The sequence below is a fragment of the Bacillus sp. LH1 genome, assembly GCF_057924895.1.
Map to the genome: position 1 here is coordinate 2,973,525 of NZ_CM175007.1, position 18,257 is coordinate 2,991,781.

Annotated in this window: 15 protein-coding genes and 1 pseudogene; 3 read left to right on the forward strand and 13 right to left on the reverse strand. The window is 36.1% G+C overall.

Going from position 1 to position 18,257, the window contains the following annotated elements:
• Nucleotides 1–22: 22 nt before the first annotated feature.
• The gene (locus ACX9TM_RS15460; protein WP_000895121.1) at nt 23–700 is read right to left on the reverse strand and encodes a copper homeostasis protein CutC; all 678 of its coding nucleotides are present in this window, start codon (nt 698–700) and stop codon (nt 23–25) included.
• 198 nt (nt 701–898) lie between these two features.
• Nucleotides 899–1,606 (reverse strand): ArsR/SmtB family transcription factor, encoded by a 708-nt coding sequence (locus tag ACX9TM_RS15465; RefSeq protein WP_001103807.1) that lies wholly within the window; start codon nt 1,604–1,606, stop codon nt 899–901.
• Between the two features lie 69 nt (nt 1,607–1,675).
• On the opposite strand from ACX9TM_RS15465, the gene ACX9TM_RS15470 reads away from it, so the two are divergent.
• Complete coding sequence (locus ACX9TM_RS15470) at nt 1,676–2,146, forward strand: DinB family protein (protein ID WP_000991272.1); 471 nt, start codon at nt 1,676–1,678, stop codon at nt 2,144–2,146.
• A 215-nt stretch (nt 2,147–2,361) separates the two neighbouring features.
• Here the strand turns inward: ACX9TM_RS15470 and ACX9TM_RS15475 are convergent, their stop codons facing one another.
• The 8 genes and pseudogenes from ACX9TM_RS15475 to ACX9TM_RS15510 all read right to left on the reverse strand — a co-directional run bounded on the left by ACX9TM_RS15475 (nt 2,362) and on the right by ACX9TM_RS15510 (nt 9,723).
• The gene (locus ACX9TM_RS15475) at nt 2,362–3,510 is read right to left on the reverse strand and encodes an acyl-CoA dehydrogenase family protein (protein ID WP_001218362.1); all 1,149 of its coding nucleotides are present in this window, start codon (nt 3,508–3,510) and stop codon (nt 2,362–2,364) included.
• 301 nt (nt 3,511–3,811) lie between these two features.
• Complete coding sequence (locus ACX9TM_RS15480; RefSeq protein WP_000662215.1) at nt 3,812–4,444, reverse strand: YdcF family protein; 633 nt, start codon at nt 4,442–4,444, stop codon at nt 3,812–3,814.
• Nucleotides 4,445–4,773: 329 nt separating this feature from the next.
• Complete coding sequence (locus ACX9TM_RS15485; protein ID WP_000402585.1) at nt 4,774–5,361, reverse strand: GNAT family N-acetyltransferase; 588 nt, start codon at nt 5,359–5,361, stop codon at nt 4,774–4,776.
• A 388-nt stretch (nt 5,362–5,749) separates the two neighbouring features.
• Nucleotides 5,750–7,078 (reverse strand): YjiH family protein, encoded by a 1,329-nt coding sequence (locus ACX9TM_RS15490; protein ID WP_072770346.1) that lies wholly within the window; start codon nt 7,076–7,078, stop codon nt 5,750–5,752.
• Between the two features lie 111 nt (nt 7,079–7,189).
• The gene (locus ACX9TM_RS15495) at nt 7,190–8,068 is read right to left on the reverse strand and encodes an aminoglycoside phosphotransferase family protein (RefSeq protein WP_072770345.1); all 879 of its coding nucleotides are present in this window, start codon (nt 8,066–8,068) and stop codon (nt 7,190–7,192) included.
• Nucleotides 8,069–8,584: a GNAT family N-acetyltransferase gene (locus ACX9TM_RS15500; RefSeq protein WP_000440749.1), complete on the reverse strand. Its 516-nt coding sequence runs from the start codon at nt 8,582–8,584 to the stop codon at nt 8,069–8,071. It abuts the gene before it with no gap.
• A gap of 23 nt (nt 8,585–8,607) precedes the next feature.
• A complete protein-coding gene (locus ACX9TM_RS15505; protein WP_000820201.1) occupies nt 8,608–9,072 on the reverse strand; it encodes a DUF2691 family protein in 465 nt (154 codons plus the stop codon).
• A 216-nt stretch (nt 9,073–9,288) separates the two neighbouring features.
• Nucleotides 9,289–9,723: pseudogene (locus ACX9TM_RS15510) on the reverse strand (ferritin-like domain-containing protein).
• 309 nt (nt 9,724–10,032) lie between these two features.
• On the opposite strand from ACX9TM_RS15510, the gene ACX9TM_RS15515 reads away from it, so the two are divergent.
• Nucleotides 10,033–10,539, forward strand: coding sequence for a GNAT family N-acetyltransferase (locus ACX9TM_RS15515; protein WP_001139523.1), 507 nt, complete (start codon nt 10,033–10,035; stop codon nt 10,537–10,539).
• A gap of 105 nt (nt 10,540–10,644) precedes the next feature.
• Here the strand turns inward: ACX9TM_RS15515 and ACX9TM_RS15520 are convergent, their stop codons facing one another.
• The gene (locus ACX9TM_RS15520; RefSeq protein WP_065382595.1) at nt 10,645–11,826 is read right to left on the reverse strand and encodes a YhgE/Pip domain-containing protein; all 1,182 of its coding nucleotides are present in this window, start codon (nt 11,824–11,826) and stop codon (nt 10,645–10,647) included.
• A 171-nt stretch (nt 11,827–11,997) separates the two neighbouring features.
• On the opposite strand from ACX9TM_RS15520, the gene ACX9TM_RS15525 reads away from it, so the two are divergent.
• Entirely contained in the window at nt 11,998–12,615 is a 618-nt protein-coding gene (locus ACX9TM_RS15525; protein WP_001205504.1) for a TetR/AcrR family transcriptional regulator, read from the forward strand.
• Between the two features lie 103 nt (nt 12,616–12,718).
• Here ACX9TM_RS15525 and ACX9TM_RS15530 read toward each other — a convergent pair whose 3' ends face one another.
• Both ACX9TM_RS15530 and ppsA read right to left on the reverse strand, forming a co-directional pair.
• Nucleotides 12,719–15,106, reverse strand: a complete 2,388-nt coding sequence (locus ACX9TM_RS15530; RefSeq protein WP_016122771.1) for an immune inhibitor A domain-containing protein — start codon at nt 15,104–15,106, stop codon at nt 12,719–12,721.
• 242 nt (nt 15,107–15,348) lie between these two features.
• The gene (gene ppsA / locus ACX9TM_RS15535; protein ID WP_072770344.1) at nt 15,349–17,955 is read right to left on the reverse strand and encodes a phosphoenolpyruvate synthase; all 2,607 of its coding nucleotides are present in this window, start codon (nt 17,953–17,955) and stop codon (nt 15,349–15,351) included.
• Nucleotides 17,956–18,257 lie beyond the last annotated feature (302 nt).

Sequence of the window (18,257 nt, forward strand, 5' to 3'; positions counted from 1 at the left end):
GTTTCTCCTCTTTCTTAAGCACTTATTTTATTATTTCAACTAATTCTTGTACTAAATTAGGATCTATTTCAGAAAAACATGATTTTCCTTCTCTTACCGCTGTACCGACATGCGCCTGCGTGATTCCAGTTTCATCTAGCAATCGCTTTATATTTTCTTTCGTCACGCCAGCTCCAGCTACAAGCTGAATTTGACCCTCACTTACCTTTTGCATTTCTGTAAGCACCGGAATATTCTCTACTATATTTCCTTGTCCACCTGAAGTTAAAACGTGAGTCACTTTATGAAACTTCTTTAAAGTGCTCATCGCTTCTACTGGATTTTTTATATCATCTATCGCACGGTGGTACGTTACATTTATTCCATCTACAACAGATAGTAAATCCGCTAATTTCTCTTCATCCACTTCATTTCGTTCGTTTAATACGCCTAATACTACCCCAGCTGCTCCTAACTTCTGTGCAACTATAATATCTTCTTTCATCATTTCAATTTCTTCTTCCGTATATGTAAAAGACTTCGCATGCGGACGAATCATAACATGAATTGGTATACTTACCACTTCTACCGCTTTTTTTATAAAAGCATAACTCGGTGTTAAACCACCTTCTGTATAAGATGAAATTAATTCAATCCGCTTCCCGCCAGCACTTTCAATTCGTTTTACATCTTCTAAACATGTTGCAATAACCTCTAGCATGAGATGACCTCTTTTCGTGCTTTTTTCTTATTATAACATTAGTAAAAATAAGAAGCCTAGCTTTCTCCTTTAAAACTTAAAAAAGAAGAATGAAAAGAAAGATTTTTTATTGGCAACGATTATTGGTAACATCCTATTATTCATGTACACTCCTACCATAATGAAAAAAGCCCTTCATTTTGACGGATTTTTCTAATTTCAAGCTTTTCTTTCCTCAGTTTTCATATCAATGCCTAATTGATCTTCCAATAACTTTACACCTTTCTTTGTAAGATGGACAGCTCGGTTCTTATCCGTTTTCGTAATCCATCCCTGTTCAAAAAGCAGTTTTGCAATTGCAGACCCTAACCAACCAGAAATATGGTAACGCCGTTCACTCCAATCAAGGCAAGGTTTTGCAAATACCCTCCTTTTTGTATCTGCCTCATCAACATTTATTCCAAAATTCAGAAACCATTTCTTACCTTGTTCCGTTACAATGTATTCTCCATCCTCTAAAATTATAAATTGCCTATCTAGTAATTTTTCAGTTATCTCTACACCGAGTTTGCCTGCAAGATGATCATAACAAGTTCGAGCATAACGAATTTGTTTTAGTTGGCTTGATTGTTTTAAAGAGCGAACTTGAACTGTTGGTGCAATTGTCCCTAACTTTTCAAGCACTTCTGCAACTTCTTGATTAGCAAGTCGATAGTAACGATGTCTACCATGTTGTTCAACTGTAAGTAAATTCCCTTCTACTAATTTAGAAAGATGCGAACTAATTGTTGGATGTGACACTTTTGCCATATAAGCCAATTCACTAGCAGGTAGTGCCTGATTATTCATTAGACAATCTAAGATGATTGCTCTTGTAGGTTCAGCAATTAGTTTAGCTATATATGAGATATTCGGATATACATTCATATTTCGATGATACCCTAACTATTAAATTGATACAATTATTTTAAGTTTAATAGTAAAGGAGAATGTATTATGAATGCAATTGATCTTAGTATATTAAATTTAAAAGAAACGAGAAGGCGCTCAGAAAAATTATGGAATTCTCTTCCCGATAATTTTCTTAATTGGAAGCCTGATCCTGAGGCTATGTCCTTTGGTGAAATGATTCGTCACGTATGGAGCTCAACTTTTTACTATCATATGATTATAAAAAACAACGGTTCAATAAACGACATACGTACCCCGTATGATGACGAGCCAATTACTTGTGTAAAAAAAGAAATTGAATTGGCACAATCACACTTTACTGACTTCATAGAATATGTTCAATCAATAAGCATAGCCGAGCTAGATTCAAGACTTATTGATCGAAGCGATGTTGGCTATCAACGATATTTAGGTGATATGCTATTACGAATTGCCTATCATGATGCGGTCCATGCGGGTCAATTTTTACAATATTTGCGAATGGTTAACTTGGAAAGACCTTTAATTTGGGATTAAATACGAAAAATGTTTATACAGCCTCCAAACTGGCATTACAATAAGAATTTTTCAACAAGAAACAATCACAACACCATGATAATCATTTATATTAAAAACCTACATCTCCATTAAGTACTTCATACACATAAAAAGCACGGGTTTGATTACTAATCAAACCCGTGCTTTCAAAACAACTATAATATCCATAAACAATAAAATGTAAACTTCAAAAATCACGACCGAAACGCCGCATCCGCCAGCATAGACAATGTTGCATCATCCATCGGTGGATTATGCAGTCCTGCTCTGACGTTTAAATAGTAACGATGGAGCGGATTTTTTTCTGATAAACTTTTTGCTCCTACGATGCGCATTGATTTATCCACTATGGATATCGCCGCATTTGTTACGGCGTATTTCACTGCCGCTAATTCTGCTTGCAGTGACAGTTTATCTTCTGCCTCATCGTATTTTTTCGCAATTTGATATAAAAAGACGCGAGCTTGCATAAGCTCGAGTTCTAATTCTCCAACTAATCTTCTAACATTCGGTAATAAACTAATAGAATGGTTTAAACTATTTGGTTTGTATGATCCCGCAAACTGAACTGCATAATTTCTTGCTGATTGTGCAATTCCTAAATAACATGCTGGTATATGTAGCAACCAGCCAATACCCTTTTGTTTCACTTTCCCGCCTTTTACATCCGTAAAAAAGCGGTTGTCTATCTCTACATTTTGTAAGACAAGGTCGTGGCTAGCAGTCCCTCGCATTGCAACGCTATCCCACGTTTCTTCAATAGATACACCGAGTGTATTTCTTGGAATAACAAACTCACCAACTTCTTCACGGCCTTCCATACTTGCTGAAATAATAAAATAATCAAGTACTGGCGCCATCGTTGTAAAATTTTTTCTTCCATTTATAACCCACTTCTCGCCTTGTTGAACCGCTATTGTTTCTGGTTTGCCGCCACGCGTCGGACTCCCTGTTTTCGGTTCTGTTGCTGCCCTGTTAAAGAGCGCACCATTACGTACTTCTTCGCAAAACCATTTGAACATCTCATCATTCCAAGAGCGATTTTCCGCTAGCTCCTTCACAATGCCAAGATGCCAGCCAATCGATAATGCAGTAGCTCCACAGCCTTCCGCGATTTTCTCTTGAAATAAAACGAAGTCATATAAAGAAATGGCACTACCACCAAATTCCTTCGGTAACGTTAATTTCGTATATCCGATATCTTTCAAATCATTTATATTTTCATACGGAAATGATCCTAATTCACTTAGCTGATGCTCCCTTTCCATGAACTTCGGAATCAATTTATTTATTTTCTCAATAATTAAAGACTGTTCTTCTGTTTCAACAAATGAGAGTGCCATACTATAATCTCCTTTATCCCGCTATTTGCGAGCAGTAAAACTCCCACCTAAAAATTTAGGTGAAGCAAAGGAAGTTAGATGGGAGATCAACTGCCCGTAAACGCCCGATTGGTTCAACTAATAATCAGTGAGAAACCCACCCACTGATTAAAGTTTCACTTTATGCTCGATTCATAAACCGTTCATTTTGTCATTATGATTATATGAAGCTACCTCTCTATTGTTTCACTATTCCGATAAAAATACAATGTTTTTGACTAATAAGAAAAGTTCCTATTTAAGGATAGATCCTTTTCTTATATTAGTCCCCCTTCAATGCTTTTAATGGCAAAGAGGTTACATATCCAATATACGAGAATAATTCTTTAAAGAAGAATGGTATTTCTGTATCTAACGTTTTATATGCTGATGTCGGCGTTGGTGAAGCATACGCTTCAATATTAATATGTTTTGCGATTCTCATTGCGCGTTTCATATGAAGTGGATCACTTACAATCGTGTATGTTTGTATGCCGTTCTCTATTCCAACTTGCTTCGCATTTTTTAAATTTTCTTCAGTGAAAAGGGATTTAGTTTCAATTAAAATATCTTCCTCTTTTACACCTTGTTTCATTGCATATACTCTTGCAGTACGTGCTTCCTCAAGTTCTGCCTCGAACTTTGTACCACCTGTAAAAATAATCTTTTTAATATTTCCGTTCTTATATAAAGAAATCGCATGATTAATTCTTTCTTTAAATACAGGAGATGGTTTTCCGTTCCATGAAGCTGCTCCTAGTACGATACCAGCATCCGTTTTCACGTCATCATTTGCTTTAAAACGATAACTCCAAATATCGTAAGCTGCATAACTTACATATAAAATAGCAGAACAAATCATTAGTAAAAATACTTGAAAGATTCGTCTTTTCTTACTCTTCTTATTTTCTTTCATTTGTAATTGCCTCCGTACATCATCCATACTTCTATAAAAAACATTTATATCAAATCGTTTTGTTTGAGTTTATTTAAAAGAAGGAACTTTACTTGTTATTTATGTATAAAAGGGTTTTCATTTAAAATTGAGGATTATCAATTCATTTTCATTTGCGGTTTTCATTACATTTTTTAAATTCATAAGTTTATTACCATACAACTACATTGTAACGAATTTTTTCTCAGAAGGGAACGATGAAACAAAAGGAATTAAAATAAAGTAGCATTTTGTAAGAAAAAAGGTATATTTTTCATATCTCACGAACAATATACCTTTCAAAACACGAATTATAACTTTTCTTTATACAACTCTAATTTTTCTAACAATTGTTCTTTTACGCCTGGCCATTCACTCGAGATAATACTGTACACCACCGCATCTCTCACATAACCATTCGGTAATTTTCTTTCATTTCGAAGCACACCCTCTTTTACTGCGCCTAACCGTTCAATTGCTCGTTGTGCTTTTTCATTTCTTGCATCCGTCTTAATTTGCACTCTCAGCATATGCAATTTTTCAAAAGCATACTGAAGAAGCATATACTTACACTCTGTATTTATACTCGTACGTTGCACACTCGGATGATACCACGTTTGCCCTAACTCAACTGTCTTATCTTCTACTGAAATATTATATAAACGTGTACTTCCTACAATCTTATTCGACTGTTGATCTACGACTATGAAAGGTATTTGAGTACCTCTTCCGTAACCCTTTATAGCTTTTTGAACGTATTGTTGCATATCTTGCACACTATCCATTTTAGAGATTAAATACGCCCAAATATCCCGATTTCCTTCTACAATCGAAAACAAAGTTTCGACATCAGTATTATCCATTAACCGCAACTTTGCTCTTTCGTGAATAATTTCCATTTTTAAGCCCCCTTTGTTGTTACTATATCATAAGAATCAAAAACGCATTATAAGAATAAAAAAATATAAAGAAAAGAATTCTTTTCAAATATATTCTTCTCGTATAAGGTAGGAAGACTCATCAGTAATCATTAAAAAAGAATTTTTTGATAATTTCCAATAAATTCTATATAATGATAAACGGGAGGGGATAAAAAATGCTAGATCAAATTACTTGGGGAACGCCAGGCAGCTTATTATGCTTAGGATTCTTTTTTGCAGGACTAGGAATCTTCTTAAGAAGCGTTACGTCATATACGAAAAATAAATAAGAATATCCCGCTTTTAAACAAAAGAAGCCCTCTTTTTACAGACGGCTTCTTTTGTTTAACTTTATCTTATTAAAACTTCAAAGCAACAAATAAGCAATCGGCGTAATAATAAGCAACGTTAAAATCGTTCTCTGCACATATAAAATAATGAGTTCAGATACTTTTAACGGAATATCTGTTGATAATATACAAGGAATGGAAGCGGAGAAAAACAAAATAGATGATACGGAAACAACTGCAATAACAAACTTTGTCACGAGTGGTGCACTTACTACTAATAATGACGGTAAAAACATTTCTGCAATGCCAACTGATGCGGCTTTAGCAGCTAAGTCTGCTTCTGGTAATTGTAATAGCCATGTAAACGGATAGAAAATATAACTAATCCAATCAAATGTTGGCGTGAACTTCGCTAAGACGATACCAATTAATCCTACTGACATAATGGATGGTAAAATTCCCATTGTCATAATAAATCCGTCTTTTAAATTCATTGCAATATTTTTCATAATGCTCGGTGCAGACTTTGATACTTCTAACGCATCTTCCCAAGCACGTTCTAACATTTTCTCTTTATAAACAGGCTCTGGGAACCCTTCTTCTGTTACATATGTATCTGGTTTTCTACTAAGGGGCGGGATTCTTACGGTGATAGCAGTCACGATGAATGTTACAACAAGTGTAGTCCAAAAATAAACATTCCATAAATGCATAATATCTAATGTTTTTGCGATGATGATCATAAATGTAGCGGATACTGTAGAAAATCCTGTAGCGATAATCGCCGCTTCTTTTGTCGTATACTTTCCTTCTTTATACACGCGATTCGTAATAAGGAGAGCAAGCGAATAACTTCCAACGAAGGACGCAACTGCATCAATCGCCGATCTCCCCGGCGTATTCCATAATGGCCTCATAATTGGACGACAAAATGTACCGATAAATTCAAGCAATCCATATCCGACTAATAACGCTAAAAACGCCGAGCCAATTGGAACGAGCAAACTTACTGATATGACTAGCTTCTCATATAAAAACGGTCCAACATCTGGCGCAAAGAACCAAGCTGGTCCTACTTTTAAACAATATAATATGCCAAAAACAACGCCAACTACTTTTAAAATAGAAAAACAAATGTCTACGATAGATGCATTCCATTTCTTCGTATAAAATGGATAAATCGCACCAATCGCCATAACAAATAATGCATAATAAGGTACTATGCCAGGAACCGAAGCCCTAATCCACGATACGATATGATCAATCATAATAGACGATGCACCATTTATCGTAACAGGAACGAAAAACATAAACACCCCAACGAGACTAGCAAGTATAAACCGAAGAATAATCCCCTTCTCTCGCCCTGTCTTAATTACATTACTCTTTAATTCAATTTCACTCAAAATTCGACACCTCCTATTATCTAAATATTCTGTATAATAATGTTGTATTCCTTCTTTCCATTTCTACTATTTAATCATATGAAAAAGCCTATTTTAAAATAGGCTTTTCTATTACCTCTCATAATCATCCACAAGCACTTGAATGATACGATAAGATTCTTCTGCTACTTTTTCATTACTATCCCTATTCGTATCATATGTAATTAACGCCTTCCAAAGTGCCCATCCTCTCGCTCTATTCCACGTTTCTTCATCCATGCGTAATACTTCTTTAAATACATTTCTACTATTTTCATCAAAAAACGTCCAAGCCATCGCTGCATCACAAGCAGGATCTCCTACACCTAAAATACCAAAATCAATTACAGCACAAAGTTTTCCATCTTTAACGAGTAAATTCCCCGGTGCTACATCTCCATGAATCCAAACTGGCTTACGGTCCCATATTGAACTAAGTGCTACATTCCAAAGGTGCTTTAATAATGCCTCGTCAAAAACATCATTATTATTTTCAATAGCAACTCTCGCCTCTTCATCATATACAGATATAAGTCCGCCTCGGTAAAAATTATGTGTTCCAGCTAAAGGTCCGTTACTCGCATTAATAGATTGCAATTCTACTAAAAAAGATCCTAAGTCCGCCGCAAATTCATTTAAATCCCGAACGTTTTGTTTCGTAACTGTTTCTCCCTCTATCCACTTATTAATAGACCAAGGCAATGGATACGCTTCAGACGGATTTCCTTTCGCAAGTGGGGTAGAAATCGGTAAAGAAAGCCCCTTATTTAATATAGGAAGCCAACTATTTTCTTTCTCTACTTGCGGTGCATATGCCACATCACTTGGCAATCTTACACTCATCTCATCCCCTAAGTGAAACGTCCTATTATCATGCCCACTAAACTTTACAGGTTTCACTTCTAAATGGGCCCATTCAGGAAACTGTTCCTGTATTAACTTTTCAACTAAACTTACGTTAATTGGATGCATTCACATTCTCCTTTTCTTTTGAAACTTACTAAGCCCATCCGTACTTCCAACATATTCAAAACTATTTTTCTTATAAAAATCATTCAACGTACGATTATGCCCCACGCAATCTAACTTCAAATACTCTTTATCACATTGCACATTCTCTTCTACCCACCGTAAAATCCATTCTCCTATTCCATTTCCCTTATACTTCCGTTTCACCGCAAATCTATGAATATATAATGAATTAGAAACTTCCTCTTTACCAAAAATATGTTCATCCCATTCATTTTGTTTAGGAGAAACTGTAACCGTACCAACTATTTCAGCTTCTTTCAGAACAACATATGTATATTTCTCTCTTATACATTCTAGTATTTCAGCCGTAGCTTCCTCTCCTAAAAGATACTGCCACTGATCCACTTCTTTATATTGTAGCCATTGTGCTACCTCTTTTAATAAAAGGATAATACTATCACTTTCATTTTCAGTAGCAATTCGAATTGCATATTCTTTACTTATATTTCTCTCCATATTGCCTTTCCCCTTTCAAATTGCTACCATACTGACAAACGAGTCCTTCCATCATTTTCATCTGTAATATATTCTACATAAAATCCTTGATTCACTGCGTTTTCATACATTAATTCAATCGATTTTTGATCTTTCGCATAAATTTGTATGTATTGAGCATCCACCGCTAATACAACTACCTCACACTTGCTTTCCTTAAACTCTTCGTATGTTTCAATATCTATCGCTATTTCTCCTTTAGGATATGCTTTTAAATCTGCAAAAATAAGATAATATATGTTGTCTTTAACTAACTTTTTCAACGCTAACCCTTCCACTACACTTGGTTCTTCTGGAAATAATGCCTCATCCAATTCACCACGTGCTATTAAGTAGGACTCCTCATCCCTCACTCGCCAATCAAATACAGTAATATCAATTGGCTTTAATACTTTCCAAAGTAAATTATCATATCCATCTAGAATATCTACTGTAATCCCTCTTTTCATATGTCTGCTCCTAGCTTATTTATTTTTGTTCTATACATTATATATGAAATGTAATTACTATATTTTGTCGATACATAAGTACATCATAAAAAAACCGCTCCACGACTAGCGAAACGGTTTCCTTCTGCTTATATTTAAATATTTCATTTAATTGTTGCACTACGTTTTAAAATATTTTTTAATATATGCACCACATCAGTCGTTCATTCTTAATGCTCACTTCGACTTTACAAAGTAATATAAAAACCATACTGCATGATTTTGTTCATCCGCAGCTATTCTCCGTAACAACCCTTTCAAATGTACATCCGATGTCTCATCTGAAATTTCCAAATAAAAATCTACTGTTTTTTGTTCATCTTGTATAGCGAACTCTAATCCTTGTAAATACGTATTTGGGCAGTCTTCAGTAATTTGTGGTTTTGGCTACCTACCAGTTAAGTTCATATAAATTTGTACAAAGTTGTGGAAATGCTTTATTTCATCATTACGAATTTCAAGAATTTGTTTTTGTTCTACTTGATTTGGAGCCATATTCGCTAATTTTGCATAGCAGCTTATAGCGCTATACTCTCCATTTATAGCTTTTTCAATATCACTAATTAACTTATCATTCTGCCTATACCAATCATAATAATTCGAATTATACATCATATCCCCCCATACTTTCGCTTAACATTTTATGCATTTAGAAATAGTAGGAGCCTGTGTATATAACGGGACGGCTTTAGATTGAAAGAAAAGTTTGAGAAAAGGGTCTATTTTGTAAAGGAATTGCTTATTCATAAAGTGAAACTATAATCAGTGGGGATTTTACTACACGGCAAATAGCGGATAAAATATCACTATTTTTTTGTACGCTGTTGCTATAAATTCGCGAATGAATCAGGTTTCCAACCAGATGTGGTGTTGAGATGCGAAGCTATTATGAATCCAGTCATATAACTAGGAGGTACCACTATGCCATCTTTATTTAAAACTATGGCCTTCCAGCTGAAAACCGAAAGACTTGAGCTTAGTATGTGGGAGGAATCCGATTCCGTTTGGCTGAGCAAATTAATTGGCGAACGTGGCGTGGACATTCCAGCCGTTGATTCCGTTCGTAATCGGCTTATTGAGATGCGCAAGAAGGCAGACGAAAATGGTATTTCCCTTCTCACTATTCGAAGGAGAGACGAAGGCGATTTCATTGGGTACTGTGGCTTAATTATCGGTCGTTCCACACTTGAAGAGCCGGAGATTGCATACGAGTTGTTCCGCAGCGCTCATGGTAAAGGTTATGCGACTGAGGCCGCATCTGTTGTACTGGACGCGGCGATTGCTACTGGGCGCCAAAGACTTTGGTCGACTGTAGGTGCTTGGAATATCGCTTCCCTCCGGGTACTAGAAAAGATAGGATTTAAGCGGCATCACAGTACGTGGGATGATGAACGTGGTGAGATTGTTTGGAACGTACGCGATCTTTAAAGATTTCGCCTTAATTCTAAACACTACACTTTTCAACAATCAAGCATTTACATTGAGAAAAAATCACAAACAAGCCGTTTCACTAATTAGTGAAACGGCTTGTTTTTAAGCGTTCAATTCTGTTTTATGCCCTTTTACTACACTACGTTTGAGTGCAGTTGCTAATATAGTAACCATACTTACTATACCAATCCAAACGAGTACAGTAACAGGTGTATTCCAGCTTAACCCTTTTCCGAAGAAGAAGATTTCTCTTAGGCCTTCAATCATAAATTTCATTGGTAACCATGAGTAAACCCAGTCTTGATAAAACGGAGACAACATCTCAGGTGCTAATGATAATAACGGTGCCCCGAAGAATAGTAATAAAGCGAATAAACCGATTCCTTTTAACCCAACTAATGATAGTACTGCAGATATCATTAAGAAGAAACTAAAAGAAGTAATGGATAAGAATAGAGCTGTATCCGTGAAGTTCGAAATATTTAACCCTACCATCCCATCTGCAATCCATGTAAGACCAAACCCAATTACAAGTGTCGCAATAGCTCCTGTTACGATTTGTTTTACTTTTAACAGAAAGTTTTCTTTTCTTGAGCTTACTGGCATTTTACTAATCGCAATAAAAATAATCGCTGCACTAGCTAAACTTGCAATCCATAACGGCTGGAATAATGATATTGGTGAGTTACCGTTCGCACTATTTTTGCCGACCTCATTCACATTTTTCACGTTCTTTACAATAGGTGTTACTAATTTCTCAGCTTGATTTGTTGTTACAGTAGCTCCTTTTGCTTTCAACCCTTCTAATATTTGTGTACGAACAGTATTGTTCATATTATCAACAATCGCCTGTAATATTTGCCCTGCCATAGTTGATGCAGCAGTATTCATTCCTTGATTAATATATATTTCTATCTCAGGTGAAGATGGCTGTGGTGTTCGTAACGACGCTTGTTTTGCGCTAAATTCTTTCGGGATGACTAATGCCGCGTAATACTCTTTATTGTTTAATCCCTTTTGAACGGCTTCTTTATTTTTTACTTCTACCCACTTCACTGCGGGTTCTTCCTCTGATTTCGCTGTTTTTTTCATGTTATCAACGATCGTTTGCCCCATATTCATTTTCGGTTGATTTGGAATTTCTACACCTTGATCCTCATTTACAATTGCAATTGGCAAGTTTTTCGGCTGCGGTTGAACAGTTGGAAATAGCGTTAATGAAAAAATAAAAACAACAAGTAGTACAATAACTGGTGATAAAAATAAAAGTTTATTTTTAAACATTTTCTTTTCTCCTCCCTTAATTTGATCTATAATAACCAACAACGTGTTGTTTATTTATATTTTGAATTATATGTTCGAGTTGAACCTTATACAATAATCAAAAATCGTGAATGTGTTGGTTATAAGACACATTTTCCAAATGTGTTGAGTAAAATTAAGGAGGGATATGCTTTGCGCGATAATAATTTAGATTTGCGTGTTGTTCGTACGAAAACTGCCATACGAAATGCATTGGTGGAGCTAATTGAAGAAAAAGGTTTTGACGCCATTACAGTGAAAGATATTACAACGAAAGCAAACATTAATCGCGGTACTTTCTATGCGCACTATCAAGATAAATTTGATTTAATGACAAAATGCCAAGAAGACATTATGTACGAGTTTTCTAACATTGCTAAACAGAAATTCCCGGAAGTTATTGCTGACCTTGGATCAAATCCTTCTCCAACAATGCCATTTATACTTATCACTTCTATTCTTGAATTTCTAAATGAAAATAGTGATTTTATGAGAGCTGTACTAAGTCCGAAAGGAGATTTATCTTTCCAAACAAAACTGAAAGACTTTATGTGGAAAACATTATTTGAAGATACGAATGGTCCTCTCATTAATAAGGAGAATTTACTTGTTCCAAGCGAATATTTAACTTCTTATATGGCATCTGCACATATAGGTGTCATCCAACAATGGTTAAATAATGGACAAAAAGAAACACCTGAGGAGATTGCTCGCTTTTTATCAACAATCGCAGTTCATGGACCTTTTTATGCTGCTGGCTTAAAGAAATAAGCCCGCTTGCTTAGTAATTTCTATTATTTTATTAATAACTTGAAATTTATGTTTCTGTAAAAAAAGCTGTTGAAAGGACTCCCCTTCAACAGCTTCTACATTATTAACGATATAAACGAACTGCACCTGCAGAATTATCATCTGCTTGTCCAACTACTTCAAATTTCAATCCAAATTTCGGTAATTTACGTCCTGCATCTGGGATTAAATCATTTATATACAATTTAGAGTCATCAAACTTCGTTACACCTGGTAATCCTTTGTAATCATATGTTCCGCGTGTTGGAGATACCACTTTCCATGCTGGCGTTTGGTTAAGGGAGAACGCAGCATCTGCGATTTGGAATCGTGTACTATTTTTAACAGTTGGTTTGCCGTTTAGTGTTCCAACAATTGCCTCTGGGTGAGAGTCAACAACTCCTAAGAAACCTTCACCTGGATGTAAACCAACCCAATTATCTGTAAAGCTAGAGTCTGCATACCATACTAGCAGACCTGTATTATATGGTACACCACTGCTATATTTTAACGCTTGATCAGCACCAGCATAGTTTCTCCACTCTAAATAGTAGTTATGCTTCTTCTTATCAAAACCGTCTGCTACAACAAAACCATTTAATTTAAATTTCGTTTCGCCTTCTGCATCATCAGAGAACACAACATTTCCATCTACAGTTAATGTAGCATTATCAAAAGTAAAACCGGTCGGCGCTAAACCACCATCTGTAATGTATTCGAATACTAATTTTACTTTTTGACCTTTAAATTTGCTTAAGTCATAAGACTTATCTACCCATTTACCATCTGTTGTGTCTAGACCATTTTTCACATTTTTTTCACCAATTCGATCCACTAACGTTTTCGTACCATCTTCTTTCACTGCATGTACTTCAAGGAAGTCATAATCCGTTTCAATTTCATACATTGATTTATAATCAAACCTCGCATTTGTTGCATTTGTTAAATCAAACACTGGCGTTTCTAATGTTGTATGAAGGTTATCACCTTTTGTACTATAGTAGTACTTCTTACCGAATGCAGGCTGAATACCTTTTACCTCTTTATCTGGTAAGTTAACACGAATCAGACCAGGACGATTTGATTTCGTTACACTTTGATCTAAATACGTCGCATAGCCAATACCACGATTTAATTTATTATAGTCAACCTCTACAATATTGGCCCAGTTTCCACCCATGTTCTTTTGAAAGAACTCTTTGTTTTGCGGAGAGAAACTCGGTGGCGTTGTTCCTGCAATTTTACCAGCCCAGCTACCGCCACTCATAACAGACCAGGAGTTAATTGGCTCACCTGCTCCTGTGTACTTCGTATCATACTCATCTGGAAGACCTAAATCATGACCAAATTCATGTGCGAATACACCAACCGCTCCGTCTTCTGGCTCAATTGTGTAGTCGTATGCTGCCATCTTACCGCCCCAGTTATCAACTTTTGCTTTTGTTCCTTCAATTGGATATGGTGTTCCAAGGTGCCAACGATGTGACCAAATTGCATCATCACCTAGTCTACCACCGCCCCCATCTTGCCCAACTCCAGCGTGAATGACCATTAAGTGATCAATCAGACCATCTGGTTCATTTTTATTGCCATCACCATTATTGTCATATTGATCGTATTCGTCAAATTCAGATAAATCAATACCACTTTCTACAGCCGCATTTAATGCCTCTTTTACAAAATCACGAGGTCCTTTTGGTCCCATATTATCATGACCGCCATCTCCTGCATCTGCGCCATAATCTGCCGCATTACCAGGAACTGTCAACCACTTTGTTACTGTGCCATCTACTGTATAACTACCACCAGATTGCTCTTCATAATATTGTTTAAATGTTGGTACTTTTGAACCATCAAAGAGTGTAAATGGCTCATTACCAAATAACATTTTTTGATAATGTTCTGGATTAAAATCATTTGAATACATATAACCTGGTACTTGATCAATATTGTTATGCTTAAAGTCCGCAAACTCTACTAGCAATACGAGAACTTTATCTTTACGAACATCACCGTTATATTGTTTTTGCTTCGCTGAAGTAGTTGGTACTTGGCCGTTTAATCCCCCTTTAACCGGCTCTTGTCCCGCTACTGGACCACTAGCAGGTTGATCTGCTTTTTCTTTCTCATCTGCTTTTGCATCTTTAACTTTTTTCAAAAAGTCAGCCGCTTCTCTCGTAACACTATCCCCCGCTGCTGGTTCTTTTCCCGCATTTTCTCCTTTTTTCTTCTCTACGTATTTTTCAACAGCTTTTAATGTGTCTTCTTTCGACGTAGATTCATTAATTACACCGCGTTTCTTGAGCGCATCTGCTAAACGCTCCTCTTGAATTAAATTTTCATCAATCGGACTTAAAGTTCCTCCATTAGACGGCGTTGCCGCATAAACAGATTGACCCCCATACCCAAATGTGCAACTAAGCACAGCTGCCGCCGCAAGCGTAGACAGCACTTTAAAAGGTTTTTTCTTCATCCCTATTCCTCCCCAATATTAAATACGATACAACGTTTATATATTACGGAAAATTCAGAAAATTATCAATGCATTGTCTGAATTTGTAATATTTTTGAAAAAATCCTTTGTTTTAGATGAACATACATTCTGATTCATCAATATTTCAGAAAATATTGACGAAAGTTGATAAAACTATTAAAATCATAAAGAAATCGTCCACTATATTTAGTGGACGATTTCTTTATTTATCTAAAATACAACTACAACACTTCAATATATCCTTCTGTTCCATGTACCCGAATTCGTTGCCCGTCTTTTATTAGTTTCGTAGCGTTCTCTACTCCAACAACTGCTGGCAGGCCATACTCACGTGCAATCACTGCTCCGTGCGTCATAAGCCCGCCGACTTCAGTGACTAACCCTTTTATAGAAACAAACAAAGGTGTCCACCCAGGATCGGTAAATGCCGTAACTAATATATCTCCATCTTCCAAATTCGCGTCTTCCATGTTTAAAATAACGCGTGCTCTCCCCTCAACCACTCCAGAAGAAACAGGCAAACCTACAATTGCTTCAGCTGGGAGATTTTCGCGTTTGTACTTACCTGTAATGATTTCTCCATCAGACGTGATAACACGCGGAGGTGTTAGTTTTTCATATAATTTGTACGCATTTTTTTGTTTATGAATAATCTTGTAATCTAGTTTATTTGTGCGAACGACTTCGTGAAGTTCTTCAAAAGTTAGATAGTATATATCTTCTATTTCATCCAGAACATTATTTTGCACAAGTTTCTCTGCTTCTTTCAGTAATGCCTGCTTATATATGAAATAACGATGAATCATGCCGTATTTCGGATATTCACGATAACCGATGAAATTGCGGATGTTACGAATCATTCTCTTCGTCTCTTCTACTTTTTGTTCCCCATCCGGCAAGTGCTGCAATCGCTCTAACAACTCTTTTTCTTTTTTCAAAGCTTCCTGCAGCCCTTCTTCAAACTTCCGCTTACTAGCACCATATTCAAAGTCTCTTATATGATTTAAAATCATCGGTATAATTGTAGCTGGCTGTTCACTCCAGCGCGTTTTCGTAATGTCGATTTCTCCGCTGCATCTCATTCCATATTTATTTAGAAAAGCATCGATTGCATCCCGAACTTTTTCCCCGCCTTTAAACTGAATTAATTCATCTAAAAAGCTGTCATCTTCTACATGCTGTAAATACGCAATGACTTCCGGATACGGCCGAATCACATCTGCCACATCCAATAACGCTAGCCCCATTTCTGACGTAATATTATGTTGTACAGATTGTGAAAGTACATCTGCTGCATTTTTTTCTCCTAGCCACTGCTCCATCTTTTCATTAATCCATGATGAAGCATTCATACCTGCCATAATAATAGCTATACTTTGCGAGTTAAATAATACTTTCTTTAATTGCTGAATGTCTTCTAAAATAAAATCAAGTACATCCACCCCTGATTTCGTTTGCATGTTTCGTTTTAATTCTTCTATTGATAATTCACTATTCTTTATTAAATTCGTAACGATTTCCGGATCGTTTTCAGGTTGTTGTTGCGAACTTGCAGGTGGCACATTTTTACTAAGATCCTTTTCTTTTTCATCATCCGATAACAATTTAATAAAATTCTCTCGCTCAATTACAGTCGTTAATGCATCTCGTATGAGCGGATCCGATTTACCTAAAGTGTTTATTAAGTAATCTCTGCTAGCAGGTGAAGCTAGTCTTTGCGTAGCATCAACAAATAGTCTTCCTCCGGCTTTACACATAGGTGCACTAGTCGTTAACAGGAAAAAAGATAAACCTAATGGTTTCATCGCATCGGTCATCATTTGTTGGTGACCAACTGATATATACACGTGATTTTCCCCATCATTTACTTCTGGAATTGGATATAAAGTCGTAATCGGTCTGCTTTGGACTATATAAATTGTATCATCAACTAAGCACCATTCAATATCTTGCGGACAACCAAAATAAGCTTCGATTTGTCTTCCGATGCGTGCTAGTTGTAAAATCTGTTGTTCAGTAAGTGTTTGAAATTTTTGCTGATTAGGAGCAATTTTCTTTCTCTCTGTTCCGCCTTCTTTTCGTCCATAGATGGCTAATTTTTTCGTTGCGATGACCTTTTCGACGATTTCGTCTTCTTTTACCTTATAATTATCGGCAGAAACCAATCCAGATACTAGCGCCTCGCCAAGTCCAAAGCTGGCATCGATTGACAACACCTTCCTATTCGAAGTAATCGGATCCGCAGTAAATAAAATCCCTGAAGCCTCAGGGAAAACCATTTTTTGAATGACAACACATATAGAAACTTGATTATGATCAAAACCGTTTTGCATTCGGTATATAACCGCCCGATCTGTAAACAAAGAAGCCCAGCATTTTTTAATATGCTGCAAAATGTTTTCTTTTCCAATAACATTTAAATACGTATCTTGTTGACCAGCAAACGAGGCATACGGTAAATCTTCAGCAGTAGCACTCGAACGCACTGCATATGCATGTTCATCGCCAAAGTGCGAGAGATAATGAGCTACTGATTCCACTACATCAACTGGAATTTCCACCGCCATAATGACTTCTCTAATCTGCTTACTAATTTCACCAATTCGATCTCGTTCCTCAATTTTTAGCATTGCTAATTGATTCAATAAAGTTTGAAACGCTCCATTTTTTCCGATGACCTGTTCATACCCTACCGTTGTAACACAAAACCCTTCTGGCACTTGTATCCCTTGAATATTGGATAACTCCCCTAAATTCAATCCTTTTCCACCAACGAGAAAAAGCTGCGTTTTTTCTATTTCCTGAAAATCGAGAACGAAAGAACTCATTTGGCACCTCTCCTTACTATTCATGTGTTCTTGATTGTAACAGTAGTAAATGAGAAGAAACAGTCTATTTCGAACGTAAATTACATGATATAATTAAGTTAGGAAGAGATTATCACTTCTATTTCCCCTCTAATTCACTTCAATTACATCACCAAACTTAAACATTCTTTTATTATGAAAAGCAATCATTAGACATAATGGATTTCTATCGAACTTTGTTATGTATTTTTTATATAAATCCATATTGTAATATCTTTATAAATCTTTTATTAAGCCATAAATTCGCCTCAAAAAATAGTAGA

Bases quoted from the DNA above. Each gene is read 5' to 3' on its own strand.
- ACX9TM_RS15460 (WP_000895121.1), bottom strand. From the start codon at position 700: ATGCTAGAGGTTATTGCAACATGTTTAGAAGATGTAAAACGAATTGAA.
- ACX9TM_RS15465 (WP_001103807.1), bottom strand. From the start codon at position 1,606: ATGAATGTATATCCGAATATCTCATATATAGCTAAACTAATTGCTGAA.
- ACX9TM_RS15470 (WP_000991272.1), top strand. From the start codon at position 1,676: ATGAATGCAATTGATCTTAGTATATTAAATTTAAAAGAAACGAGAAGG.
- ACX9TM_RS15475 (WP_001218362.1), bottom strand. From the start codon at position 3,510: ATGGCACTCTCATTTGTTGAAACAGAAGAACAGTCTTTAATTATTGAG.
- ACX9TM_RS15480 (WP_000662215.1), bottom strand. From the start codon at position 4,444: ATGAAAGAAAATAAGAAGAGTAAGAAAAGACGAATCTTTCAAGTATTT.
- ACX9TM_RS15485 (WP_000402585.1), bottom strand. From the start codon at position 5,361: ATGGAAATTATTCACGAAAGAGCAAAGTTGCGGTTAATGGATAATACT.
- ACX9TM_RS15495 (WP_072770345.1), bottom strand. From the start codon at position 8,068: ATGCATCCAATTAACGTAAGTTTAGTTGAAAAGTTAATACAGGAACAG.
- ACX9TM_RS15500 (WP_000440749.1), bottom strand. From the start codon at position 8,584: ATGGAGAGAAATATAAGTAAAGAATATGCAATTCGAATTGCTACTGAA.
- ACX9TM_RS15505 (WP_000820201.1), bottom strand. From the start codon at position 9,072: ATGAAAAGAGGGATTACAGTAGATATTCTAGATGGATATGATAATTTA.
- ACX9TM_RS15515 (WP_001139523.1), top strand. From the start codon at position 10,033: ATGCCATCTTTATTTAAAACTATGGCCTTCCAGCTGAAAACCGAAAGA.
- ACX9TM_RS15520 (WP_065382595.1), bottom strand. From the start codon at position 11,826: ATGTTTAAAAATAAACTTTTATTTTTATCACCAGTTATTGTACTACTT.
- ACX9TM_RS15530 (WP_016122771.1), bottom strand. From the start codon at position 15,106: ATGAAGAAAAAACCTTTTAAAGTGCTGTCTACGCTTGCGGCGGCAGCT.
- ppsA (WP_072770344.1), bottom strand. From the start codon at position 17,955: ATGAGTTCTTTCGTTCTCGATTTTCAGGAAATAGAAAAAACGCAGCTT.